The organism is Lacrimispora amygdalina (assembly GCF_900205965.1).
Lineage (GTDB): Bacteria > Bacillota > Clostridia > Lachnospirales > Lachnospiraceae > Lacrimispora > Lacrimispora amygdalina_A.
Genome location: NZ_OAOF01000001.1, coordinates 117,042 through 140,302, shown reverse-complemented (window position 1 = coordinate 140,302; position 23,261 = coordinate 117,042). Strand labels below are relative to the sequence as shown.

Genomic DNA, 23,261 nt, shown 5'->3' with positions numbered 1-23,261 from the left:
ATTAATATTGTCCTTTCTATCGTTTGATTCTTCCTGCACCAACTAAATGTTGCTGCCAATAAGAACTGGTTAAATCGGTATAACCGATTGGGTCACCGGCATGGAACATGCGGTTATTTCCTTGATATATCCCGATATGAGTAATGTAAGTACCTGCGTCATAGGTGGAATGAAAAAAGACCAAATCCCCAGCCTTTGCTTCGGATAAAGGGATATGCTGAGTCACGTCGTATTGCTCCTGTGCGGTTCTTGGCAGGGAAATTCCTGCTTTTCCATAACACCACTGAATCAGACCGCTGCAATCAAAGGAAGTGGTCGGTGAAGAACCTCCGTATATATACCGCCAACCCTGATATTTTAGGGCTTCCGTCATAACTGCCTGTACCGTTTCATCATCAAACTGCGCCGTTGTCAGATATTCCCACACCAGCAATACATAGAACATATTTCCGTAATTGTACCGCCAGCCGCCGTTTTTCTGGACAGCGATAGGATAGGAATAGGAGACTTTCACGCCATTTGACTGTATCTTTGAAAAATTCTCCGCAAGCTGGAAAGTGTATTTCTTCCCACGCTTTGCCACGTAGTCAAGGAAGCCACCGCCATAGTTATAGGACTGGATAACGGAATTTAGGTCACAGCCCTTTGCCTTTGCTGATTCCAGCAGAGAAGCAAAATACTTGCACCCCTGTTTTATGGATTCCTCTGTACTCAACGTGTTTGGCGGCAAGCCCATAGATTCCGAGGACTGCATTACGTCCTCCAACGTACCGCCAGATTCTACCTGAATGATTGCAAGTAGTACATTGATGTAATCCTCTATGCCGTATTCTCTGGTGTATTGTTCCAGCATGGGCTTATGTGCCAGCACTTCCGCTGACACATTTACACCTCCGTATAACAGGTCATGCCCTCCGTCTTCTTCCTCCGAAAAAAGAATTACCACCAGTAAAAGGAGAGAAAATATTAAGAGGAACACACCGGAAAAAGCAATCAGGATATGCTTTCCTCTCATGATTTCGGTTCCTCCTTTCTGGTTGGAGTAATAGTGGAACCTTTTATTTTCTGTTCCCGTTTTACAGTAAATCTGCGCTTTTGTGTAGATTGCCGTAAAATCCGTTTTTGAACAGGAGCAGGGGAGCTGCCAGATTGCGTTTGTCGTTCTACCGGAAAGGCACGTTCCCTCTGACTGGAAGAAGCAGCTCTTTGTACGGCTTGCTTTTCAGAAGAACCCTGCTGTTCTGGTTGTGCAGTCTGATGGTCGGGTACTCTATCGAGCCTTTGTTGTTCTCCCTTAGCAGAAACAACATATCTTTGGGGGACGGTTCTGGCAGGTTCCGGCTGTATGGTGGGTCTGGTTGCTGGTGTCGGGTTGTCAACAATCGGATGGGATTGTCTGGTTAGGGCAGTAGCAGGTCTTTCATAAACCGAGCCGCCCACTTTAGACGCATTTGGTGTTTTTTCTATATTGGAAGCTGTTTGTTGCCTTGCCCGTTCCATTTCTGACCGACGCTGTGCAATGGTTTTTCTCCGCTTTTGGGCTTTTTCCTGCTGTTCTTCCTGTGTGGCAGTTCTGGTCTGTGATACGCCGGAAGTAAATTCCTGTATGCCCTCCGATACCTGCGTTCTTCCATGATAAAGGGCATATCTGGCATTGACGGGGAAATCCTTTGCCTGCTCCTTTAGTTGTCCTGCGGTATCCCGAATACGGTCTTTGGTATCCATCACTTTTCCTGCCACTTCTCCGGCACGTTTCCCAAAAGAGGATTGCTCCGGTCTGCTGGCAGATTCCCTGTCTGGTCGGGTATGGTCTGCCTGCGTTGCTCTGGAAGCGGAAGTTCCTGCGCTGGTTTCGGTCTTTTTGCCCGTATTCTGACCTTTTCCAATCGCTGCCACGGAACGCCCCAGCTTATACTGTAAGCGGTGCATATGAGCCTGCATGAGCATTCGAGGTCTTCTCATGATCTGCCTGCCTACGCTTTGGGAATCGCCGCTTTGCAAGGAGAACATACTCATTAAATCCCCCAGCTTAAAATAGATTCCGGCAAAGGTGACGATCTGCAAAAATGCCACCATAAAGAATGGATATCCTGTAGACAAGGTATAGAGCATGGTGGAAATACTAAACGCCGTAGTAATAATCAGTGTAATGCCTGCTCTTGTAAGAATGGTATTAAACAGCTTTGTAATGGCATGCTTCGTCATACCCTCAAAGGTAGGAATCATGCTTAGTAAAAAGCTGACAGGCAGGAACATTGCATAGATAATAAAAAGCACCTGCGAGAAAATCAAAATGCCAGTAAGCAGAAATACAAAAACAGAAATCCCGATATTAAAGAGAAACAGAAAGAACACCATATCTAAGCGGTTGATGGTCTTTGTTATGGTGAGGTTTGTATTGTCCCTGTCCTCAATTTCTTCTTTGACAAGTTCCTCTCTATCCTTACCGTTGTTTGCGTCAGGGCTGGTAGAGAGCAGGCTGCCAATTCGTTCTTCTCCGATTTCTTCACTATCTGAATTGTCAAACTGTAATAAAAGCCACGGCTGTTTCACCTGTATGGAAAACAGGCTGTCACGAATCAGGTCAACGCTGTCTTTTCCTTTGCTTTCTGAATCAGGCATGACAATTTTGGTTCCTAACGATAGACTGGCGTTGCTGATGTCAGAGGAAAAGTCATTGATTTTTCCGATATAGTCCGGCGCATAGGCGATAAACGCCGCCGACAATACAAACACCACGACAAAATTTATCACCGCATGAATGGCTTTGGTAGTTTCCCGTTTGATAAGTCCCGTATAGGCAACGTAAATCCCCACGATTAAAATCAGAATCAGTAAAAATCCGCTATAAAAGCCGTCAGGGGAAAGTCCGCTTGTGCTCACTCCGGCAATGGCCTGTATGTTCTTTCCAATGGAATCCGCCGTATCGGAAATAAAATCCAGCGAATAGGCTTCCTGTACCAGATAGCCCGTTGCATTGGAAAGGTACAGGCTGATTGTCCAGATAAAATTCGTAATGGCGTAAAGCCCGTACATGACCTGCTTCCCAATGCCGTCCAGCCAGTTCCACGGAAGCCAGTCCCAGCCGCTATCTACATAGAAGTCAAGCTGGTAATTATCTAATGGGTATCGGCTGTATTCATTTCCGGTTTTCACCGTATCGTCAACCAGTCCGGCAGCATATGCCACCGTTCCCAATGCGGATAAAAGAAAAAGGGCGATTACCAGTATCAAAAATACGGTCATCACCACTTTTCCGGTACGCTGCCAGCTCCATTTCCTTTTTTCACTGCCTGTTACAAGCTGATTCATGATTCCACCTCTTTTCTGACAGGAGGACGAGTATCAAAGGCATGAAGCAAATCTTCAAAAATCGGGTGAAACTGAATCACGCCTACACGACCATATAAATCACTAATCAGGCATTGACCGTTTTCCAGGTTACGTAACCGTTTCTGATTATTTTCGTCCTCTGCGTCCACGCCAAAAAAAGTTAGTGTCTTCTTAATCTCATTGATGTCCGTGGAGCGAAATGCAAATTTCAGCCCTAAATTGTTCTTCAGCTTTTCGTCCAACAAATCGTCCGTATTCTGGGTCACGAAATAAACGCCTGCGTTCATGGCACGTCCGGCACGCACCAGTTTCATAGATAAGGTTTTCCCTTGAGCTACCTGTAAAAAGCTCCATGCTTCGTCAAGGTCTACAATCTTAAAAATACTCCGGTCGGTATGGATAAAATCAAGGGCAAAGGTACTGATAACAATAAGCATGGCAACGGAAAGCAGCTCTATTGTGGTATATTCCTCAAATCCGGTTTCCTTGTCCGGCAGCACTAAATCCGCAACCTGTATGATATTCAACTGTTTTTCCAGACTGATGGACTGTGTGACCTCTCCATTAGAAAACAAAAGCTGTGCAAAATCATAGTCCGTAAAGCTCTCGATATGGTCTGCAATACTGATACTGACAGGCGTATTTTCTACTCTTAATTCCTCAATGACTTTCAATAATCCCCGTTCTTCACTGTTTGTTACCGCACGAATGGCTTTTCTAAGAACAGGGAAGCGTTCGCCATCACGGGAGGAAATACCCGTAAGAAAGGTTAAAATATCAATGGCTAGGCTTTCGGAATCCTTTGGATTTTTCATAATTACATAAGGGTCTAGCAAGCCTTTGTTTCTGTATTCACTGGTGAGATTAACAATATTGATTTCTTCTGCAATCTCCGACAGGGTTTCTTTCCAGTTCCCACGTTCTGCCTTGGGGTCTACAATGACCGCCTGCGCCCCAAATAATACCGAATAGTACACAATCATGTTGTTGGAAAAGGATTTACCGCCGCCCAAAGAACCCACAAAAGCGGCAGCAAGAGCATTGGTGACGGAACCTTTGACACCCTGACTGGCAAGGGCAGGCTTTAAGTATACATTTCTCCCCGTATCCAGACTGTAGCCAACATAGATACCCTCATTTTCACCTAACATTTGCGTTGCTCCAAAACCTAAGCCTGCCAGAAAATCAGAAGTCACATACTGGATATAATCATTCATGTACCGCTTGCTGGCAGGAAGAAATTCGCCGTGTAACCCCAGCATATCCCCGAAAGGGCGAACCAATTTAACACTTAAATCGTCGTAGAAGTCTTTGACCTCATTGCAGCGACGTTTCAGTTCTTCCAAATCAGGAGCCGATACCCGTATCACATAAGAGAGCTTATACATAGCTTCCTTTGACTGGTCTAGGTTCGTTTCCAGCTCATTGACCGTATCCAAGGCTTCCATCACATTGTTGCTGGTTTCGTTATCACTTTCCCATGCATGGTTATCAAGGTCTTTCAGTTCCTTTTTCTTATTGCGGACAGTGGAGAGGGCTTTTTTATTTGCTACAATCTCCACATTCATGCTGGTATCAATGGGAAAGGTGAATTGCTGTTGCTGATAATAGAAGATTTCAGAAGAGGGGAAATCGAGTTCTCCCACAATGGAGTTAATTGTAAAATAAGCGGCATAGGTGGTGGAATCCTCCTGCTCGATTTTCAAATACCGCTGATTTTCTTCTATCAGACAACGGGTCGGCTTAATCAGGTCATAACGCTTTACCAGCGTTTTTTCTTTGAGCTTTTTCTTTGGCAATGAATATTCGTAATCCTCATAGGCAGTGCCGGACTGACCATGTAAATGTTCAAGCAGATAGCCAAAATCATCTTTATCCAAGCGGCGAATCTTGAAGCGTCTGGAAATCTTATTTTCCAGTAGCTTTTCCATCTTAGAGAAACGCCCAATTTCATCATTGCTCATGGAAACAAAATCCCCCATGAGCTTGTGGTTCACCTCATGAATAAAATCAGAAAAGGTGTTTGCCATGTCTTTTCCAATATTTTTTACCGTGACTTCCTGTTCATTTAAGAGCAGCTTAAACCCAAGAAAGAAGCGGTAATCCACCTGATTTTCTCCAATCATGGAAACAAGGGCTTCTGTCTGTTGGTCAATCTTTTCATAGGCAATGTCCTTTAATCTTCCGGTCACTTCCTGTTTGGATCGTTCCTGCGCCGCCCGTATGCTGGATTCCGTACTGATTTGCAGGGCATGAATTTTCCCATCACGATTTTGTGCTATGAGCTGACGGAACGAATCGTGTACCTGAAATTTCTGTTCCGGACTTAGGAATGAGTAATTGTAGGGAATCAGCTCATAGTAGGCAAAGCACTCCCCGTCATGGTTCCAGACTAGATTGTTTTCGATATATTTAATTGGATACGTCATAGATTTCACTCCTAACAACTGTTATGGCTTCGGTATGCCGCTTCGTTTGCAGCTTCACAGGATTTCCGGCATAGGTGATTTTGGGACGTGCCAAATAGGTCATGACCGATTTTAGAAAACCGTATGGCTTCTTTCCGTCAAAGGTCTTCTGGCTCATGAACCAAGTGAGGGCAAGAGGAATCCCAAAGTATTTGAGAAAAGCTCCGTCTATCAGGGAAAGCGGCGGCAGATTGCCAAAGAGTATCACCACAAACAGTGACACCACAAACCATGTCATTTGGGTAAAGGTGATGGGAAACGGCAGCTTAAAGTCATTGATGGAATAGAGCACTTTTTCCACCGACCAGATACTGGTATAGCTTCGTATTTTCTTCATGAAAACCTGTCCTTTCTTTTTGAAATTTGCATGAAAAAAGGGCAGTCCCTAGAAAAAGAACTGCCCTCAAAGTTACGTTATGTGGTTATCCGGCGTACACAAATACGCCGTGAGCGGTAACTAGAAAGTTGCCGTCCAGCTCCAAGTCACGTCCATAGGCTTCATAGTCAATGTAGTTTTGAAGACGGACAGGAATTTCACCCAAGGCTCCTGTTTCTTCAATAAAGTAGCGTGCCACGTCTGCCATATCGTCACAATCGGGATAGCAGAGAATATCGTCTGCGTGTTCTGCCATTTCTTCAAAGCTGCTAAAAAAGGCTTGCTGAATCTCTTTCATTTCCGATTCAATCGGTGAGCCGGAGAGTTCTTCTGCCAACGAACACAGGCGATTAACGTCCTCAATGGACGTATATTCTTGAATGTCAAAGGGCAGCTCATAATCATGGATAGCGTATTCCTCATATTCGCTGTTCAGCCCGATTTTTTCTTTTACGTCTTCGGGGTCAATGGGAGGGGTGAACCATGCACCGACCAATTCGCCCTCATTGTATTTGCCGAGGTTTGAAATATAAACCTGCATTTCCATTTGAAATTCTCACGTCCTTTCTAAAAATGGGTATGAAAAAGCAGTAGACTATTAAAATCTACTGCTACACAAAATTTATAATTTTGTATTAAAATAATCCTTTTAATGTTTCTTGAGAATGACTAAAAGCCTGCCTATGACATTGTTCCGATTGCTTTTGGTTAGCATTATCAATAAAATGTTTATCTTTTTCGCTATCTATAAATAGTAAGCAGCCTTCACAATAGTTAAGTGCTCCTAAATAAAAATCATAAGCATATACGCCAATCATAAGTTTTGGAGAAATTGGAAAAAATACAATAGTCTTATTATCTGTAATGCCATTATGAAATGGGGTTACATCTAAAGAACTACCATTCATAAACATGACAGGATTGTCGCTGGTAACAAACTCTCTTTTTCCAATGATTTTATAAACAACCCAACAGCGATTAAATATAATTGATGAGATTCTATTTAATCTTTCGATATCTAAGGTTGCCTGCATTGCTGAAATTTTAAAAATGTCTTCGCTAATCTTATAATTTTCAAGAGTTGCGTCTAATTCATCGTTCCCCTTTCCAATAAACTTACTTTTAACATCATGAATAATTTCTGGAGCAACATTGTCAAAGATTTTCTGCTCAAATTCTCTGCCTTGTTTGCCACGGAGTAATTGACTTACCATAATAATTGCCAATTTACTTTTTACTTCAATATCTAAAATATGTGTATTTTCTTGAATCAGACAGTTTTCAGCCATTCCAATTATTTTTGAAATGACATTTCCCATTATTGGTTCTATGCTTTGAGCGTAGAAATTTTCCCAAGCATAATTATCTTTGCATTTCTTAACAGTGTAAAAGTTCTTTTCTACTGCTACATCAAGGACATTTGCCTCAAATATTTTCTTGGAATTTCTGTCAAAAGTATATATTTTAGATTGCTCCTTTTTCTTAAAGGAAAAATTTTTTAGATAAGTTTGTGGCACATGATGGTGTCGAATCGGATTACACATTGTTTTCTCCTTTTCTTTCGTTTATTTAATTATACCATCAACATAGACAAAGTTAAATCTTAGTTATGCCCCAATAATCTTATTGAACAGCTCCAGCAAAATATCTTTTACACCAGAAGCATTGAACACCAGTCCAACTGCAATTAAAGCAATCACCAAAAATCCAATTAGTTTGGAAAATTCACGCTTGAAGCCTAAGTACAATCCAATGACTACAATTGCCAGCAATACCAGGGATTGTGCATTGGTTAAAAACCAGTTGTATAAGTTCTGTCCAAAATTCATAAAAAATCTCCTTTCTTTTTTCGCCCGAATTACAGGGCAGTGTCAGTTTCTTTTACTATCAGTTCCTTTGCAGAAGCGGCTTGCTGTTTTAAAATGGTTCTGTGCCGTTCCGTCAACTTTGCATGGGTGATAATGTCCTTTACCACCTCCGTATGATTGAGTTCATCTAATTTCATGGCGACCTTTAAAGTTGGGGCTACCTGATGGGAAAGCCAGTTTAAGGTACGCTGAAAGGAATACGGCTCCGCCTTTGTGGTCAGCTTCATGCTTTCCCGATTCTCCCCGATAAACCACGCCCATTCTTCATTGAGCTGCCAATCGGAACGGGGCTTTGTATTATCTCTGTCCACAAACCTGACGTACCTATTAATAATCTTAAAAGCGGTGCGCTCTGGATTGTCATAATAAAGCAAGTCACGTAAGGCATGATAGGCACGTTTATTTTTCAACCGGATTTCAAAGCGGTTCTTGACTTCGGCTTCTTCTATGGGAATATTATTTTTCTTGTACTGTTCATAATCCTTTTCATAAATGCAAAAGTATACTTCACTTTGCAAAGAGCCGATATAAAGCGTATTTCCCATACATTCTTTTTCCTCACGCCGTACCAGTTCTCCGCTGCGGTAACTTTTAAAGCTGCGAAAGACCGAGATACATTCTTCTTTTCGGCACTTCTCCGTCAGGTTGGGGATATTTAAAATGCCTGCCTTGTCATTAATGGCAAGGTCAAGACGCTTCATCACGCCACCCTCAACCAGACAATCCATGAAAAATTCATACCAGCTTCGTTCCTGCGCCAGCAGATAGCTTTCAAATTGGCGGCAGCCACGCCCTTTCAGTTCCAAGAGAACACCTTTTTCCTGTTCGGGGGATACCAGTACAAAAATATCGCCCAGCGAATAATGCTCTGCATAGGAATAAAAACCGTAATCCTCATGGAGCAGATAGGACAGCTTCAACTTCAAAACGTCCTGAACAATGTGCTTTACGTCCAGTGTAGGAAAGCGAATCCGCACATAGTCAAAGAGCATTTCCAGTGGTGAATCAGGATTGAACCGTTCCAATGCTTCCAGAATTGACGCTTGCAATTCCTCTGATGGAACTATCTTTCCAGTTTCCATATCGCTTAAATACTGGCGTGTGATTCCGGCGGCTACCGCCAGTCTTCTTTGGGAAACGCCGTAAGCGGAACGTTTATCCCGTAATTCCTGTATCCATGTATCAATATTCAGTAAAATCCCTCCCATCAAAAAACGTATGTCAACTTTTCATACCAAGCCGACATACGCCATTTTTATAGAAAACCCTTATGCCACAAAGGATTTTCGCCTTTTTATTTTCAGTTTTCAGTTGATTTGTACCCCCCTGTTAGATACGGGGGGTTATGTGCTGGCGTGGCTTGCGCCACACCAGCCAGCTAGTCAGTCTGCACCTGCGGCTTTCGCTTCGCACGCCGCCTGTGCCGCCTGCGCCGCCTGCCTGCTGTCTATCAGAGCTTTTATTTCTTTTAAAAAGTCATGCCCTTTTGGTACAAGGGGTGTGTAAAACTCCGATATGACACTGGTTCCCGTATCTACATAGCCACGTCCTTTTATCTGTTTGAGAAAAAAGTCCTTGTTGGTTTCTCCAAACATCATACCGTAGCCCATTTCGGACATACGCCCCAGAGCGACACGGAAGTTGAACTGGTCACGGATTCCGTCCCCTAAATACTTTGCGTCTGGACGCTGACAGGCAAGAATGAGAAAGAAGCCAGCCTGTCTCCCCAGCATAACAATCTGTTTCAGTTTATTCAAAACAGCAGCATTTTCTTTGGTTCCCAGCATTTCCATGAATGCAACGTATTCATCAAAGATAAGAAAATGGGCTGGAAGTCCCAAGTAAGCATAGTTTTCTCCTGTTTTGTAGTCCTCCATTTGCTTCATGTTTTCGCTGCGCTTCATCATTTCCTCATAGAACGAATCAATACAGGCAAGCATAGCCTCTTTTTTGTAATAGACATTTGGCATAACGGCTTGTAAATCTGCAAGGTCAGCGTACTTTGGATCTAAGATAAAAAGGACGGCATTGGTACGGAGCAGGGCTTCAATCAGTGTCAGTATAAAGTATGTTTTGCCGCCGCCCGTTCCACCAGCAATGAGCATATGAGGGAGCTTGTCATACTCCCACCATACATTTTTCATCAATCGGAGCTTTCCTCCTTGTGCCTGTACGTTCTCTATAGAAATCCGGTTTGCAATGGTATCATAGAGCAAGGTGTATTCCACATAGGAATCCTTTAATTCCTTGTCGGTCAGCTCACAGTACAATCCACTTTCCAGCTTCTTTTCCAAATGCAAAAGCTGGTCTTGATATTTTCCCATCGTGATTTCCACCCGAATGTGAATCAGCCCGTTTTGAAGCTGATAATACAGCTTGGGGAAATAGGTGATTTTCTCTTTGGAGTGGCTGGAAGACAAGTCTTTAAAGAAGCCTTCAGACGGTACCTGATCCACTTCATACCACTTGTTTTCCAGAATCATCTTCGCCAGCTTTTGTCGGTGATAGAGCTGTTTTACCTCATCACGACGATAACGATAAAACAACATCGCCAATGCCAGACACACCATTCCTGCTACACCCACGCTGATAAGCAGATAAGGGAGATTGATTTTGCTTATCTGTGAAAGAGAGCTGTTCTTCCAGTCTATCTGCATGATTGCCTTGCCATGAAACAGCAGAACAATCAGCAGAAAGACCGGAAGTAGGGCAGCAATGGTAACATGGAAAACTAAATCTTTATCCGTGGGGTGAATCCGCTTCCCACGGAAGAAAAACTGTTTCATGTCTGAATCACTCCTTTTCTTTCATTTGAAAGCGCCTGACTAATAGGAACTTTTATTTTCCGGCAGGAATCTCTTTTTTCGACGGCTGCGGATTTCCAGTAGAAGCAGCACCTTTTTTCAAAACAATATCCTCAGCTTTGATATACCAGTCCACAGTTGCACCTTGAAAGGTAGCCGTTGCCACCGTATCCGCCACTGGATTTACAAGCTCCACTTCTGCGTTATAATCAAACTCTTTCAGTGGCACTGTAGCAGGGATACTGACCTGAATCATGCAGCCCTGACCTTTTGATTTCAAATCATAGGTGCGCTCCTTAATTTCGTCTGAAACGGTTCCGTCCTCATTCTGGATACGAACCTCACGGCGGAGAGCAGAAAACTTTAACATACCAAAGGTTGCGTCTTTATCAATTATAATCCCGTTTGCTAATCTCATAGAATAATCCCTCTCTTTCCTTATGCCTTTACCAAATCGTCAGCGTGCAGAATATAATTTGTGAAACCACGAGTGCCGATTTTATAGCCCTCTGCGGTAATACGTGGGTTGAGCAGCTTCACTTTTTCTTCAAAGTCAAAATGCTTTTCCCCTGCTTCTGCCGGAAGTACCACAAGAATATCGTCTGCCCTCTGAATGTCCGAGTACAGATTAAAGCTGCGTGACAGCAGGGTCATTTTTCCGTTGATTCTTCGCTGTTCCACTTTGCTTTCTCCGGCAAATTCCAGACTGCCGAATGTTTTTTCTACGTTTGGGATAACAAATTTCAGTTCCATATTTTTTTCCTTTCCTTTCTGAAAATGAATGTTTTCATGTGACGCATATCCTTATTCTGCTTTGCGGAGAATACCTATCTGTCTGTGATTTATCAAGGGCAGGCGTTGTGCTTCGCACCCTTGACAAATCCCATTCAGACAGGCAAGGGCGCAATTAAGCAGAATAAGGAATATTCCTGCCAGTCTTATCTGGCTGGTTTCGAGATAATATTTAGGGCGGTGGACGCTCCTGCTGTTTTGATTGTGACACGGTATCACTTCCTTTCTGATTTTGAGCAAGAAAAAAGACGCTCATTGCTGAACGTCCGTGTAAGGTTTTATAATATTGTGGCTTTATCAATGTTACCTAAAAGTTCTTCTTGTAGTAAAGATATGGTTTCAAAAATTTTTGTATATTTGTTTTGGTAGCTCATTTGTTTCATAGATTGGTTCAATGAATTTGCAAGTTTCCCGATATTCTCGTATTCATAATCAAGAATGTCTAACCCTAATTCTTGTTCCGGCGATAATCCAAAGTCGCTTCGTTGGCTACCATATTCTTTTATTTGACACCAAACATCAAAATAGAAATCACCAGAAGAATATGACATATCAGTAGAAATAGTATTAGCAAGGGAATAATCGCCCCTTATAAAATTAACACTATTTACCTGTCCGAACCAGATTACATTCTTGTGTGTTAATAACCCGGTTTTTATTTCTTCATGAAAGCTCTTTTTTAAAGATATTCCACAATCAGTACAGTTGTTGAATATGTAAACTGGAAATTCTTCAAGCATTAAATAATACTGCTCACGAAAATTTTTTATAATAGATTGCACATCAACATTTAAAGCATCTTCATAATCTTGTATACTATGGGACAATAAGCCTAATATATTTCTGGTTCTTTCATAAAAGTAAATTCTTTTATCTGCTCGAAAGTATTCTAGTAAATTAGAAGTTTCCAGTTCGCAACTGTCCGTCCCTTGAAAACTAACATAACAAGTTTCGTCTTTCGTTAATTCAATTATTTTTTCTTGCAAAGTTGTAATTGCCATGGAACATGGTATCCAGTACTCATCTCTTGCTTTAGTTTGGGCAGCTACTTTTAATTCGCTTTTTTTACTGGATACAGTAACATAATAAGTTATATAAGCACCTAACAATGTGGATAATAAAGGTAATATTTTATCTATAAGTGTAAAAAAACTTTCCAATGCAATCGATTCCTTTCTTGTAGTAATTTACTGCATTAAGTATAGAGTAATTTACTACACAAATAAAGAAGTTCTTGATAATAAAAGATAAGAATTTAATTTAGAGCGGAAATCAAACTAAATATACTTCATTATACTATATTTAATTCTTATCTGGCTTGCTCTCAAAAATAATAATGGGGCAGTAGACGCTCCCGCTGTTTTTTGCTGCGGCATAACTATTACTTGCTTGCCATTTTTAGGGTAAAAAACGCCTTTCAATTTGAAAGACGTTTAATAAAAGTGGTTATAGTCTAGGCGTTTCATTTTTATGTTTTCGAGAACATTTATCGACGTGTATATAAATATTTTGTAATAAATTAATGCTTGTTAATATTGATTCACCTTGATTAAGCTTTTTGACTTGCTTAATAGCATGTTCATCTAAGTGATTTTGGATTGTTCGTAACTCATCATTATGTGTAAGTCTATGAATTAGTAATGTACCTAGTTGTCCAAGAAGAATGGGGGAAACATCTTGAGGATTTTGAGTTGTCAAGAATAAGAAAATCCCTTTTTTTCGTCCTTCTCTCGCAACCATTGTTAATCCACTATGATATTCGGTTTCAGCGTATGGTGAGCGAGTATAACGATGAACCTCATCAATAAACAATACAAAAGGTAGATTATCTTTTTGATTAAGAACGTAATTACTAATTAAATCGATAATCATACCGCCGATTCCATCGCCAGTTCCTATTTGAGAAGTGTTAATATACAAACTGCTAGTAGGCGTTGTCAAGAAGGCATCAATTTCTGCAAGAAGATTCAAAGTACCAGGAACCCCGCTAAAAAAATCCAGAAAGCTTGTATTCGCTAACTGGTAATTTACCTTCTGAACCAAATAGCTGTTTGTATTTGCCCTGAATGTGTCATAAACATACTGACCTTGAGTAGCTCTATTAGAAGATTCTACAACAGATTCAGCTACTATTTGCTCTGGCAATAATGATATATCAAAGTCCGTATCTTGGGCTGTAATTGTTGATAAGTCTTGTTGAACACACTGAATATTTTCTCCATCTTTTTTATAGATTGTCTTGGTGGAAATTTTATTCTGATAGCGCAGTGAACGTATTGCTTCTGACAATACAGCACTTTGGGTGTTCCCATTTGTTTCAAATAATATTGACCATTGCTGCATGGAAATTTTACCAACCGACAGTACAGTATCAATCCCTAGATTTAATTTTTTAACTTCTTGATTGTTAAATGCTTCATCGTATTCTCCAGTGGGGTCAATAATCAATAGTTTCTTTTTGCTTTTTACTAATTTATCAAGTATTGATAATGCAGACGTCGATTTCCCACTATTAGTAGTACCAACAGCCATTAAGTGTCTGTCAAATAGAGTGCTTGCTTTCAGTGCAACTGTCTGTCCACTAAGATTTAAAAATGTAGCAAAGGGAGGTAAACTCTTCTCTTCATTCTTTCTTATTTCAATAGATTGCAGATATTTTTGAATAATAACTTCATTTGCAAGATAGGTTTTATCTGTAATTCCTACTGTCAAAAATTCAGGTAATCTAAATGTGGTATCTCCATATTTCATTAAACCGATAATATCAACACATATTTCTGGATAAACACTTTCAGGTTTCCCCTCATTTATGGAATCGTGCATATTTACAGTATTTGAAATTTTAGATTGAAAAACTTCTCCTAAAAATAAACCTTGTGTAGAATCAATTACTACAAAATAATTAATTGTACTCGGCGTTAATGATTCATTCTTAATTTTTCGATGAGACAATAACGATAAATTTTCAACTTGTATAACACTATTACCACGATAAACTTGAGAAATTCTGCCAAGATAAAAATTATTTTTATCAATCGTGTTGTAAAAATTATCAATCACCATATCAATCACCTAAATATTCTGTCAAATTAGTATTCATAGTAGCTTTCAAAAAAGCAATCTGGTAATTTTGTTTCATTAAAGTAACCAATTGATTCCAATTGCCAGTATTTTGTTTAATATTAAAATCGCTTACTAAAGTGGACAGTCCCTTGTTATGCGTAATTGCTTGAGTTATCATTTTAGATATATGTGTATCCAGAAAGCTAAAACCAGTTGTGATTAATAGTGTGTTTGGTCGTTTTAACAAATCTTGAAATTTTGTAAAAAGTTCAAAATAAGGTTCTTGATAGCTTTGCATATATTTATTTGAACTTGGAAAAATCATAATAGGTGTACAAATAGTATTTTTGTCTATTCTCCGTATTCCTAACTCATCTCGCTCCCATGTCAATGAGCCATGAATCTTTAAAAGGTTTAATATATTTCTTTTATATTCAAGTTCCTTCGTTTTTACATTTTCAATATCTTTGACCAGATTCCATTCAAACATATTACTATCAAAGTAAGGCTTATGAGAAAAAGAAAAACCGTCCATGACAGTAAAACCTATGCTTTCAGCAGCATCTTCAAAAAGAGTATCATAATTAGTCGTCACAATTGTTAACTTGCTTGGAGACTTCACTTTTTTTGCAAGTGTATTGATAAACGCTGCATGCTGAAGCTTTTCTTTATCAAAGTCATAACTAGTGTTTTTTCTAATAAGTTGAAAAATTTTCTGCTTGGATTTTTGATATTTCTCATTTATGACATCAGGTACATATTTTTCAAATGTTATTAAATTTGATAAAAAATCTTCAAGATTAAAATCAGGGTTAAAAACTCTTGTTTCACTGTCACTGTCAATTTCCACAGAAACATCATATTTACTTTGTTCGGCTAATTCTTGTAGTGAAAATAAGTTATTGTCACTGTCTAACTCGGTTTTAATATCTTGGGCAAGCATAAATACTGTTTTCCCAAAATTCTTGTCAATACCTTTTTCAGTAGAGACAACAGAAGCCCCTGCACCAGCAAGGATAATAATATTGTCAAATGAACGATGAATGAAGTTGGAAACCTCCTGTTTTATTAGAGCTTTAAACTCACTCAAAGAGATTTCAGTGGTAGTTTCAGAGTTTATTAATATTTGGTCGTTCTTAAAGAATTTTGTATCTTCTTGTGAAGTTAATATTACATTTGATGAAATATAATAATCCTCTTTGTTTAACATTAAATCACCCCCATATATGTAATTATGAAAATTATACCATAATTACATACTGAAAACTAGGGAAAGTGATTATAGATAGAAAATTGTCGATTGATTAAATAATTAATTCTGATTTCCCTGTTCTTATCATCAGAATAGGAGTACCATTTTCACAGTACTCCTTCATCTTTACTTTCTTGTATCCCCACACTCTATATCAACCACCACAGAAACATTGATATAATTTTTTATGACCTTATTTCTGGTTTTATCACCCTCACCTGTGAAGACGATATGCTTGAAAAAGTGCCTAAAACAAAGAATTTCTACGTATCTGCTCGTTGTATCAACACGATACCACATGCCATGAAACAGCAAATCAATCAGTAAAAAGACCGGAAGTAGTGCAGTAATAGTAAAGTGAAATCCTAAATCCTTGTCCGTTGTGCAAATCCGCTCACTGCGGTATGACAACAGTTTCATGATCAAATCACACTAACGAAATATTGTTTGTTACTTCGTTTCCCCAGGCATCCCAACCAGTGATTTTCTGTCTGGCAAATAATTCAATACGAGGCAAATCCCCCATAAGTTCAATGATTTTTTCTCTTGTAATATCCGGTTTTTTACTATGCTGTTCTATTGGATTAATAATGAGCTGATGTACCTTTTTTGAAATTCTTTTCGGATGTCCCTTAACACCTAGCAGACAGATTTCAGCGTTAGACCGTGTCCAGTAGCCAAGTCCGAAAAAGAAGTCATTGCATGATTTATTCTGCTTTACCCATACAAAAGCAACTGTCTTATAAGTAAATCCCCATGATTTTATTACTTCCAATGCTTCTGAAAGTTGAGGGAATGTTGTCCATAAAAACAAAACACTATCTTTATGAGCGATGGAGCCAACAGGAAGATTGCATATATCATTAAGCTGCATGGTAGGGTAGTGATTTTCCGCCACGCCCTGTCCCTTGCTTTGACGGTATTGCCAAGGAGGATCTGCATAGATAATGTTATATTTCAATATGTCACGCCCTTTCTATTTTTCTAAGAAAAAAAGACGCTCATTTCTGAACGTCTTGATAAAAGTGATTCACTGTGATATAATATATATGAGGTGATGAAGTTGGCTGTTTCTGAAAATAATACAAGAGTAATCATTACTCTTTCAAAAGAACTAAAAGAACAGTTAGATGAACTGGCAAAGGAGGACAAGCGAACCTTTTCCAACCTTTGTGCTAAAATCTTATCTGACTATGTAAGCCAGAAAAAGGACGGTGAATAGTCTTTGAGAATCTTTATTTACAGCCGTAAATCGGTTTATACCGGCAAGGGTGAAAGTGTTGAAAATCAAATCGAAATGTGCAGGGAATATATTGCAACCAAACTTTCTCTAGCCGATAAAGCAGAGATAACCGTTTATGAAGACGAGGGCTTCTCTGCAAAGAACACGGACAGACCGCAGTTTCAGCAAATGCTCCGTGACATCAAATTGAACAAGCCGGAGTACATTGTTTGCTACCGCCTTGACCGTATCAGTCGTAATGTAAGCGATTTTTCTTCTCTAATTGAAGACTTGAACAATCACAATATTTCTTTCATTTGTATCAAAGAAGAATTTGACACATCAAAGCCTATGGGAAAAGCCATGATGTACATAGCTTCCGTTTTCGCCCAACTGGAACGGGAGACCATAGCGGAGCGTGTCCGTGACAACATGCTCATGCTGGCAAGAACCGGACGTTGGCTGGGCGGCACTACTCCCACAGGATTTACTTCTGAAAAGGTACAGGAAATCGTTATCGATGGTAAAATCAAAACTGCCTGCAAGTTAAAAGACAATCCAGAAGAACTAAAAGTAGTGGATTGTATTTTTGAAAAATTCATAGAGCTTCGCAGTGTGTCAGGTGTAAGCAAATATTTAATTAAACAGGGAATCCAGTCCCGTACCGGAAAAATGCTCTCTCTGCTGGGAATCAAAGAAATTCTTCAAAATCCGGTCTACTGCATTGCTGATGAAGACGCATGGGACTACTTTACGGAACATCATGCAGATATTTGCTTTGACAAACCCGAATGTTCCAGTAAATATGCGTTATTAGCCTATAATAAGCGTGATTACAGAAAGAAGAACGCTCCACGCCAGGGAATGGACAAGTGGATTGTTGCAATCGGAAAACACAAAGGGCGTGTATCCGGTAAAAAGTGGGTAGCCATTCAGAATATCTTAAAAGATAACATTCCAACAGGTACAAAACCTGCTATCATGCACAATGACTATTCTTTGCTTTCTGGCTTAATCTATTGTGATAAATGTAAAAGTCGTATGTTTGCAAAACAGCGTGGCGGCAAACGTGCGAACAATGAGTTATATGATTATATTTGTAACAATAAACTTCGTGGTGGTCTGGATTTATGCGACTGTCAAAATATCAATGGTCAGCAGGCAGATGATTTAGTGTGTGAGTACCTCATGCAATACACCAATGAAAATTCCGGTATCTACAAGCTGTTGGAAAAGCTGAAACATGACTTGCAAGGACAGACACAGAAAAGTCCGCTTGCAATCATAGAGGATAAAATAAAAAAATGTAACAGTGAGATTGAGAATTTGGTCAACACACTATCACATGGAAATTTAGGAGCAGCTTTCATTGAACGAGTGAACACCAGAATAACGGAGCTTGACAAAGAGCTGTCTTCCTTAAAAGAAGAACAAATTCGTTTGCAAAAGGATACCAATATTATAGCCGACAGAGAAATTCAGGTGGATATGCTGTCCACGGTATTAGCAAGTTTCAAGAACAATTTTAACACGCTGTCTATGGAAGAAAAGAGAGCGTTAATCAAACTGATGGTCAAAAAAATTGTCTGGGACGGACAAGACCTCCATATTTTTATCGACGGCGAGTAAGGAACTGTCAGCCCTTTATTCGTCGTACGGAGCAAAATTACCTTTTGGGTGGTGGCGCATTTCCAACCATGATTGCAATCATTACCATGTTTTTTATCGGAGGAGCAACGGGATCATTTTCCACCGTATTATCTGCGGGAATTTTATCAGGTATCATTATCCTTGGAATCCTGATGACCCTGGTAATATCCAAAATCCTCTCAGTAACTATACTGAAAGGAATTCCGTCATCCTTTACCCTGGAGCTGCCCCCGTACCGCAGACCCCAGATCGGAAAGGTCATCGTCCGGTCTATATTTGACAGAACACTCTTCGTTCTTGGCAGAGCTGCTGCAGTGGCTGCTCCGGCAGGATTAATCATCTGGCTGATGGCCAATATCACAGTGGGAGACATGACACTGTTATCCATTTGTTCCGGATTTTTAGATCCCTTTGCCAGAGCTATCGGACTTGACGGAGTAATTCTTCTGGCATTTATCCTTGGTTTTCCTGCCAATGAGATTGTTGTTCCAATTATTATCATGGCTTATCTTTCGGAAGGAAGCATTCGGGAGATCAATGATTTATCTGTATTAAGGGATCTTTTAACCACCAATGGCTGGACCTGGATAACAGCTGTCAGCACCCTGCTTTTTTCCCTGATGCACTGGCCATGTTCCACCACCTGTCTGACCATTAGGAAGGAGACCGGGAGTGTGAAATGGACTCTTCTGTCCTGGCTTGTACCAACTGTAACGGGAGTGATTGTCTGCTTTTTGTTTACAACTGCTGCAAGGGCGTTCCTGTAATGTTTAAAATCCCTTCTGATTGTCTACAATAGGGGTAAGACACTCATAGAAAGGAGGGAGAAGCGTGAACAGGAGTTACCACGTTTACGCCCTGTCAGACCGACTGAAGGCCAGAAAAATTGAACGGGAGATTGCGAAGGTTGATGGGGTAAAGTTGATAAAGATCTCAAAAGACTTGAAATTAATGAACATTGAGATGGAGAACAGCAAGATTACGGCTGTCATGGAGCGGGTGGTAAATATCTGCAACCGCATTTCTAACGGCTGTGAAGTGCATTATAAGTTTACGTAAAAATAATAAAAAGAGGGCTTGAATGGATCTGCATTTAAGTCCTCTTGTGCATTTAATGGGCGGTCTTTGCGTATTCGCCTATCTTTTTGTCCATATTTGAAATGTGTTTTGTCAGCCATTCCAGCACCATCTGGTTCGCATTTAAAATCACAAGTAAATTGCCGCCTGAAGTTTTATAATCATTTCTAAGCTTGGTCAGCCGGGCGATAAAAGCGGTGTGAGCCTGTTTCTGCTCTGCATAACCCGGATAATGGATCTTCTGCATGTAAACTTCCTCGTCTGCAAAATGCTTCTTTGTGTAATCATCAAGAAAATCTAACAGCTCCCCCACATATTCCTTAGCCTTATTATTCTTTCCTGCGTCGAACAGTGCCTCCGCTTTCTCAAACCACATCTTATGCTGATCATCAATCATTGTTATTCCTACAGATAAATTCTGTGTCCATGGCATAACCAATTCCTCCTTTGTAATAATAGTATTTATTATCATTATAATACTTCTTTCCTAAAAAAGCAAACCATATTTCTCCAGAGAGAGAAGAAAAAAAATCCAGGTCATATGGAAGATAAAAATTTGACGTTCCTCTTTTGCAATGATATAATTTTTATCTAGCAAACAGTAAGGGAGAACAACTATGGATGCAAATGGAATCCGTCTGAATAAATATTTAAGTGAGGCAGGTGTCTGTTCCCGCAGGGAGGCAGACCGGCTCATAGAGGCAGGAAAGGTCAAAATCGACGGACAGGCTGCAGTACCGGGGCAGAAGGTACTTCCGGGACAGTCGGTTATCGTGAAGGGCCGTGCTGTCCGTGCAGCCAAAGGGGAAGCAGGCCATAAGGCAGAGCCTGTTTTTTTAGCAGTCCATAAACCCCGGGGAGTGGTATGTACCACCTCAGACAAGGACCGGGCTCCCAATATCGTGGATCTGGTAAACTATCCTGTGCGGATTTATCCCATCGGCCGTCTGGACAAGGAATCCGAAGGGCTGATTCTTATGACTAACCAGGGAGATTTAGTGAATAAAATCATGCGCAGCGGTAATGCTCATGAAAAGGAATATTTAGTTAAGGTGAACCGCCCTGTTACCGATGATTTCATCAGAAAGATGCGAAAGGGTGTCACTCTTTCCGAATTAAACGTAACGACTAAGCCCTGTTTTGCGGAAAAAGCAGGAGAAAAAGCATTCCGCATTGTATTAACCCAGGGATTAAACCGTCAGATCCGGCGAATGTGCAGCCAGCTTGGTTTTGAGGTACGCATGTTAAAACGGATGCGGATCATGAATATTGAATTAGGAGATTTAAAGCCGGGTGCTTACCGTGAACTTTCCCGGCGTGAATACCACCAGATGAAGGAGTCTTTAAAAGGCTCGACCAGTCTTTCCTATCAAGAACAGAAAAAGGAGAAATCTGATGGACGATAAATTAAATCGAATCAAAGAGCTGATTGTCCTGTTGCAGGAAGCAGGGAAAGCTTACTACCAGGAAAGCCGGGAGATCATGAGTAATTTTGAGTATGACCGTCTTTATGATGAACTGGCGGCGCTGGAAGAAGAGACCGGAATTGTTCTTTCCAACAGCCCAACCCAGAACGTAGGCTATCAGGTCTTAAGCGAGCTCCCGAAGGAAGCCCATGAAACCCCCATGCTCTCTCTGGGCAAGACAAAGAGCAGAGATGATCTGGCGGACTGGCTGGGGGATCAGAGAGGCATTCTTTCCTGGAAGCTGGACGGTCTGACCGTTGTCTTAGTCTACCGGGATGGAACGCTTCAAAAAGCAGTTACCCGGGGCAATGGTGAGATCGGAGAGGTAATTACCAGCAATGCCAGGGTATTTGCCAACATCCCTCTTACTATTTCCTATCAGGGAGAGCTGGTTATAAGAGGAGAGGCTGTAATCAAGTATTCTGACTTTCACCGGATTAATGACGGGATTGAAGATGTTGCCGCAAAGTATAAGAATCCGAGAAATCTATGCAGTGGTTCCGTCAGACAGTTAAACAATCAGATCACCGCCCGCCGAAATGTGAATTATAAGGCATTCGCTCTGGTTTCAGCAGCAGGTGTTGATTTTAAAAACTCCAGAAATGAGCAGTTTCAGTGGCTGAAAGCCCAGGGGTTTGATGTGGTGGATTATAAGATGGTGACGAAGGATACCATAGGTGATGCAGTGGAGGAGTTTGCAAAGACCGTGCCGGAATATGACATTCCATCAGATGGTCTTGTGCTTTTGTATGATGATATCGCTTACGGAGAGTCCCTTGGACGGACAGCCAAATTCCCACGCAACGCCATTGCATTTAAATGGGCTGATGAGATCAGGGAAACGACACTGAAAGAAATTGAATGGAGTGCATCAAGAACAGGTCTGATTAACCCGGTAGCCATCTTTGAGCCGGTGGAGTTAGAGGGCACCACAGTAAGCCGTGCCAGCGTGCATAACTTAAGCATTATGGAAGCTCTGGAGCTTGGAGAAGGGGACCAGATCACGGTTTACAAGGCGAATATGATTATCCCCCAGATTGCCGACAACTTAACCAGAAGCGGAACAATAAAGATTCCGGACCACTGTCCGGTATGTGACGGCAGGACGGAGATCCGAAAAACCAATGACGTAAAAAGTTTATACTGCACGAACCCGGACTGCCAGGCGAAGCGGATCAAGAGATTTTCCCTGTTTGTAAGCCGGGATGCTTTAAATATTGATGGATTATCAGAAGCCACACTGGAAAAGTTTATCGGTGCCGGATTTATTAAGGAATTTGCTGATATCTTTCATTTGGACCAGCATGAGGAAGTCATTACCCAGATGGAGGGTTTCGGCAGAAAATCCTATGATAATTTAATGCAGGCAGTAAAAACAGCGTCCCATACGACTCTGCCCCGTCTGATATACGGACTTGGAATTGCCGGAATCGGCGTTGCCAATGCGAAGATGCTCTGCCGGGAGTTCCGCTACGATTTTGATCGAATGCGACATGCAGAGGAAGAGGAGCTGATTGCTGTTTCAGGCATTGGAAAGGTGTTGGCAGATGCGTGGATTACCTATTTTAAGGACGAAAAGAACAATGAGATCACAGACCATCTGTTAGCGGAGGTAACCATTGAGCAGGAAGCAGAGACAGCGGGAGAAAAGCGGCTGGAAGGAATGACATTTGTTATTACCGGATCTGTGGAGCGGTTCGAGAACCGGAAAGCCCTTCAGGAAGCCATCGAGGCACAGGGAGGCAAAGCTGCCGGATCGGTAACTTCCAAAACAACCTATTTAATCAACAACGATACCACATCCAATTCATCGAAAAATAAAAAGGCAAAGGAACTGGGAGTGCCCATTATTTCAGAAGAGGATTTCATAAAACTGCTGGAGGGATAAAT

At 40.9% G+C, this 23,261-nt stretch carries 22 protein-coding genes and 2 pseudogenes; 6 read left to right on the top strand and 18 right to left on the bottom strand.

All coding sequences use genetic code 11. From position 1 onward, the window contains the following. Positions 1 to 16 precede the first annotated feature (16 nt). The 17 genes and pseudogenes from CRO04_RS00680 to CRO04_RS00600 all read right to left on the bottom strand — a co-directional run bounded on the left by CRO04_RS00680 (position 17) and on the right by CRO04_RS00600 (position 16,920). Positions 17 to 1,015 (bottom strand): lysozyme family protein, encoded by a 999-nt coding sequence (locus tag CRO04_RS00680; protein ID WP_097002316.1) that lies wholly within the window; start codon positions 1,013 to 1,015, stop codon positions 17 to 19. Beyond that, entirely contained in the window at positions 1,012 to 3,312 is a 2,301-nt protein-coding gene (locus CRO04_RS00675; protein ID WP_097002315.1) for a CD3337/EF1877 family mobilome membrane protein, read from the bottom strand. The genes CRO04_RS00680 and CRO04_RS00675 overlap by 4 nt, the downstream gene beginning before the upstream one ends. Continuing rightward, positions 3,309 to 5,762 (bottom strand): ATP-binding protein, encoded by a 2,454-nt coding sequence (locus tag CRO04_RS00670; RefSeq protein WP_097002314.1) that lies wholly within the window; start codon positions 5,760 to 5,762, stop codon positions 3,309 to 3,311. The genes CRO04_RS00675 and CRO04_RS00670 overlap by 4 nt, the downstream gene beginning before the upstream one ends. Then, positions 5,746 to 6,138, bottom strand: a complete 393-nt coding sequence (locus CRO04_RS00665) for a conjugal transfer protein (RefSeq protein ID WP_097002313.1) — start codon at positions 6,136 to 6,138, stop codon at positions 5,746 to 5,748. Before CRO04_RS00665 ends, CRO04_RS00670 begins: the two co-directional genes overlap by 17 nt. Positions 6,139 to 6,223: 85 nt before the next feature. Continuing rightward, positions 6,224 to 6,724: an antirestriction protein ArdA gene (locus CRO04_RS00660; protein ID WP_097002312.1), complete on the bottom strand. Its 501-nt coding sequence runs from the start codon at positions 6,722 to 6,724 to the stop codon at positions 6,224 to 6,226. A gap of 88 nt (positions 6,725 to 6,812) precedes the next feature. Beyond that, complete coding sequence (locus tag CRO04_RS00655; RefSeq protein WP_097002311.1) at positions 6,813 to 7,721, bottom strand: DUF4238 domain-containing protein; 909 nt, start codon at positions 7,719 to 7,721, stop codon at positions 6,813 to 6,815. A 63-nt stretch (positions 7,722 to 7,784) separates the two neighbouring features. Further along, positions 7,785 to 8,006: a hypothetical protein gene (locus CRO04_RS00650; protein ID WP_097002310.1), complete on the bottom strand. Its 222-nt coding sequence runs from the start codon at positions 8,004 to 8,006 to the stop codon at positions 7,785 to 7,787. A 29-nt stretch (positions 8,007 to 8,035) separates the two neighbouring features. After that, positions 8,036 to 9,253, bottom strand: a complete 1,218-nt coding sequence (gene mobT, locus CRO04_RS00645; protein WP_097002309.1) for a MobT family relaxase — start codon at positions 9,251 to 9,253, stop codon at positions 8,036 to 8,038. Between the two features lie 95 nt (positions 9,254 to 9,348). After that, positions 9,349 to 9,423: pseudogene (locus tag CRO04_RS00640) on the bottom strand (conjugal transfer protein); the annotation flags it as partial. Positions 9,424 to 9,427: 4 nt separating this feature from the next. Then, positions 9,428 to 10,831, bottom strand: coding sequence for an FtsK/SpoIIIE domain-containing protein (locus CRO04_RS00635; RefSeq protein ID WP_097002308.1), 1,404 nt, complete (start codon positions 10,829 to 10,831; stop codon positions 9,428 to 9,430). Between the two features lie 52 nt (positions 10,832 to 10,883). Next, positions 10,884 to 11,267: a YdcP family protein gene (locus CRO04_RS00630; protein ID WP_097002307.1), complete on the bottom strand. Its 384-nt coding sequence runs from the start codon at positions 11,265 to 11,267 to the stop codon at positions 10,884 to 10,886. 20 nt (positions 11,268 to 11,287) lie between these two features. Continuing rightward, positions 11,288 to 11,602 (bottom strand): YdcP family protein, encoded by a 315-nt coding sequence (locus CRO04_RS00625; RefSeq protein WP_097002306.1) that lies wholly within the window; start codon positions 11,600 to 11,602, stop codon positions 11,288 to 11,290. Positions 11,603 to 11,919: 317 nt separating this feature from the next. Beyond that, positions 11,920 to 12,801, bottom strand: coding sequence for a hypothetical protein (locus tag CRO04_RS00620; RefSeq protein ID WP_097002305.1), 882 nt, complete (start codon positions 12,799 to 12,801; stop codon positions 11,920 to 11,922). Between the two features lie 286 nt (positions 12,802 to 13,087). Beyond that, entirely contained in the window at positions 13,088 to 14,704 is a 1,617-nt protein-coding gene (locus tag CRO04_RS00615) for an ATP-binding protein (protein WP_097002304.1), read from the bottom strand. A 1-nt stretch (position 14,705) separates the two neighbouring features. Then, positions 14,706 to 15,914 (bottom strand): SIR2 family protein, encoded by a 1,209-nt coding sequence (locus CRO04_RS00610; RefSeq protein ID WP_097002303.1) that lies wholly within the window; start codon positions 15,912 to 15,914, stop codon positions 14,706 to 14,708. A 168-nt stretch (positions 15,915 to 16,082) separates the two neighbouring features. Then, positions 16,083 to 16,376, bottom strand: a complete 294-nt coding sequence (locus CRO04_RS00605; RefSeq protein ID WP_141400927.1) for a hypothetical protein — start codon at positions 16,374 to 16,376, stop codon at positions 16,083 to 16,085. 7 nt (positions 16,377 to 16,383) lie between these two features. Beyond that, positions 16,384 to 16,920 (bottom strand): MT-A70 family methyltransferase, encoded by a 537-nt coding sequence (locus tag CRO04_RS00600; protein ID WP_097002301.1) that lies wholly within the window; start codon positions 16,918 to 16,920, stop codon positions 16,384 to 16,386. A 93-nt stretch (positions 16,921 to 17,013) separates the two neighbouring features. On the opposite strand from CRO04_RS00600, the gene CRO04_RS00595 reads away from it, so the two are divergent. From CRO04_RS00595 to CRO04_RS00580, 4 genes and pseudogenes are all read left to right on the top strand, one after another. Further along, positions 17,014 to 17,178, top strand: a complete 165-nt coding sequence (locus CRO04_RS00595) for a ribbon-helix-helix domain-containing protein (RefSeq protein WP_242974297.1) — start codon at positions 17,014 to 17,016, stop codon at positions 17,176 to 17,178. Between the two features lie 3 nt (positions 17,179 to 17,181). Continuing rightward, complete coding sequence (locus CRO04_RS00590) at positions 17,182 to 18,807, top strand: recombinase family protein (RefSeq protein ID WP_097002299.1); 1,626 nt, start codon at positions 17,182 to 17,184, stop codon at positions 18,805 to 18,807. Between the two features lie 35 nt (positions 18,808 to 18,842). Further along, a pseudogene (locus CRO04_RS00585) lies at positions 18,843 to 19,595 on the top strand (nucleoside recognition domain-containing protein); the annotation flags it as partial. Between the two features lie 64 nt (positions 19,596 to 19,659). Continuing rightward, positions 19,660 to 19,887: a hypothetical protein gene (locus tag CRO04_RS00580; protein WP_097002297.1), complete on the top strand. Its 228-nt coding sequence runs from the start codon at positions 19,660 to 19,662 to the stop codon at positions 19,885 to 19,887. A gap of 52 nt (positions 19,888 to 19,939) precedes the next feature. Here the strand turns inward: CRO04_RS00580 and CRO04_RS00575 are convergent, their stop codons facing one another. Continuing rightward, positions 19,940 to 20,338, bottom strand: a complete 399-nt coding sequence (locus CRO04_RS00575; protein WP_097002296.1) for a bacteriohemerythrin — start codon at positions 20,336 to 20,338, stop codon at positions 19,940 to 19,942. Positions 20,339 to 20,522: 184 nt separating this feature from the next. On the opposite strand from CRO04_RS00575, the gene CRO04_RS00570 reads away from it, so the two are divergent. Together CRO04_RS00570 and ligA are read left to right on the top strand one after the other, a co-directional pair. After that, the gene (locus tag CRO04_RS00570; protein WP_097002295.1) at positions 20,523 to 21,311 is read left to right on the top strand and encodes a pseudouridine synthase; all 789 of its coding nucleotides are present in this window, start codon (positions 20,523 to 20,525) and stop codon (positions 21,309 to 21,311) included. Next, entirely contained in the window at positions 21,301 to 23,259 is a 1,959-nt protein-coding gene (gene ligA / locus CRO04_RS00565; protein WP_097002294.1) for an NAD-dependent DNA ligase LigA, read from the top strand. Before CRO04_RS00570 ends, ligA begins: the two co-directional genes overlap by 11 nt. Positions 23,260 to 23,261: the final 2 nt, after the last annotated feature.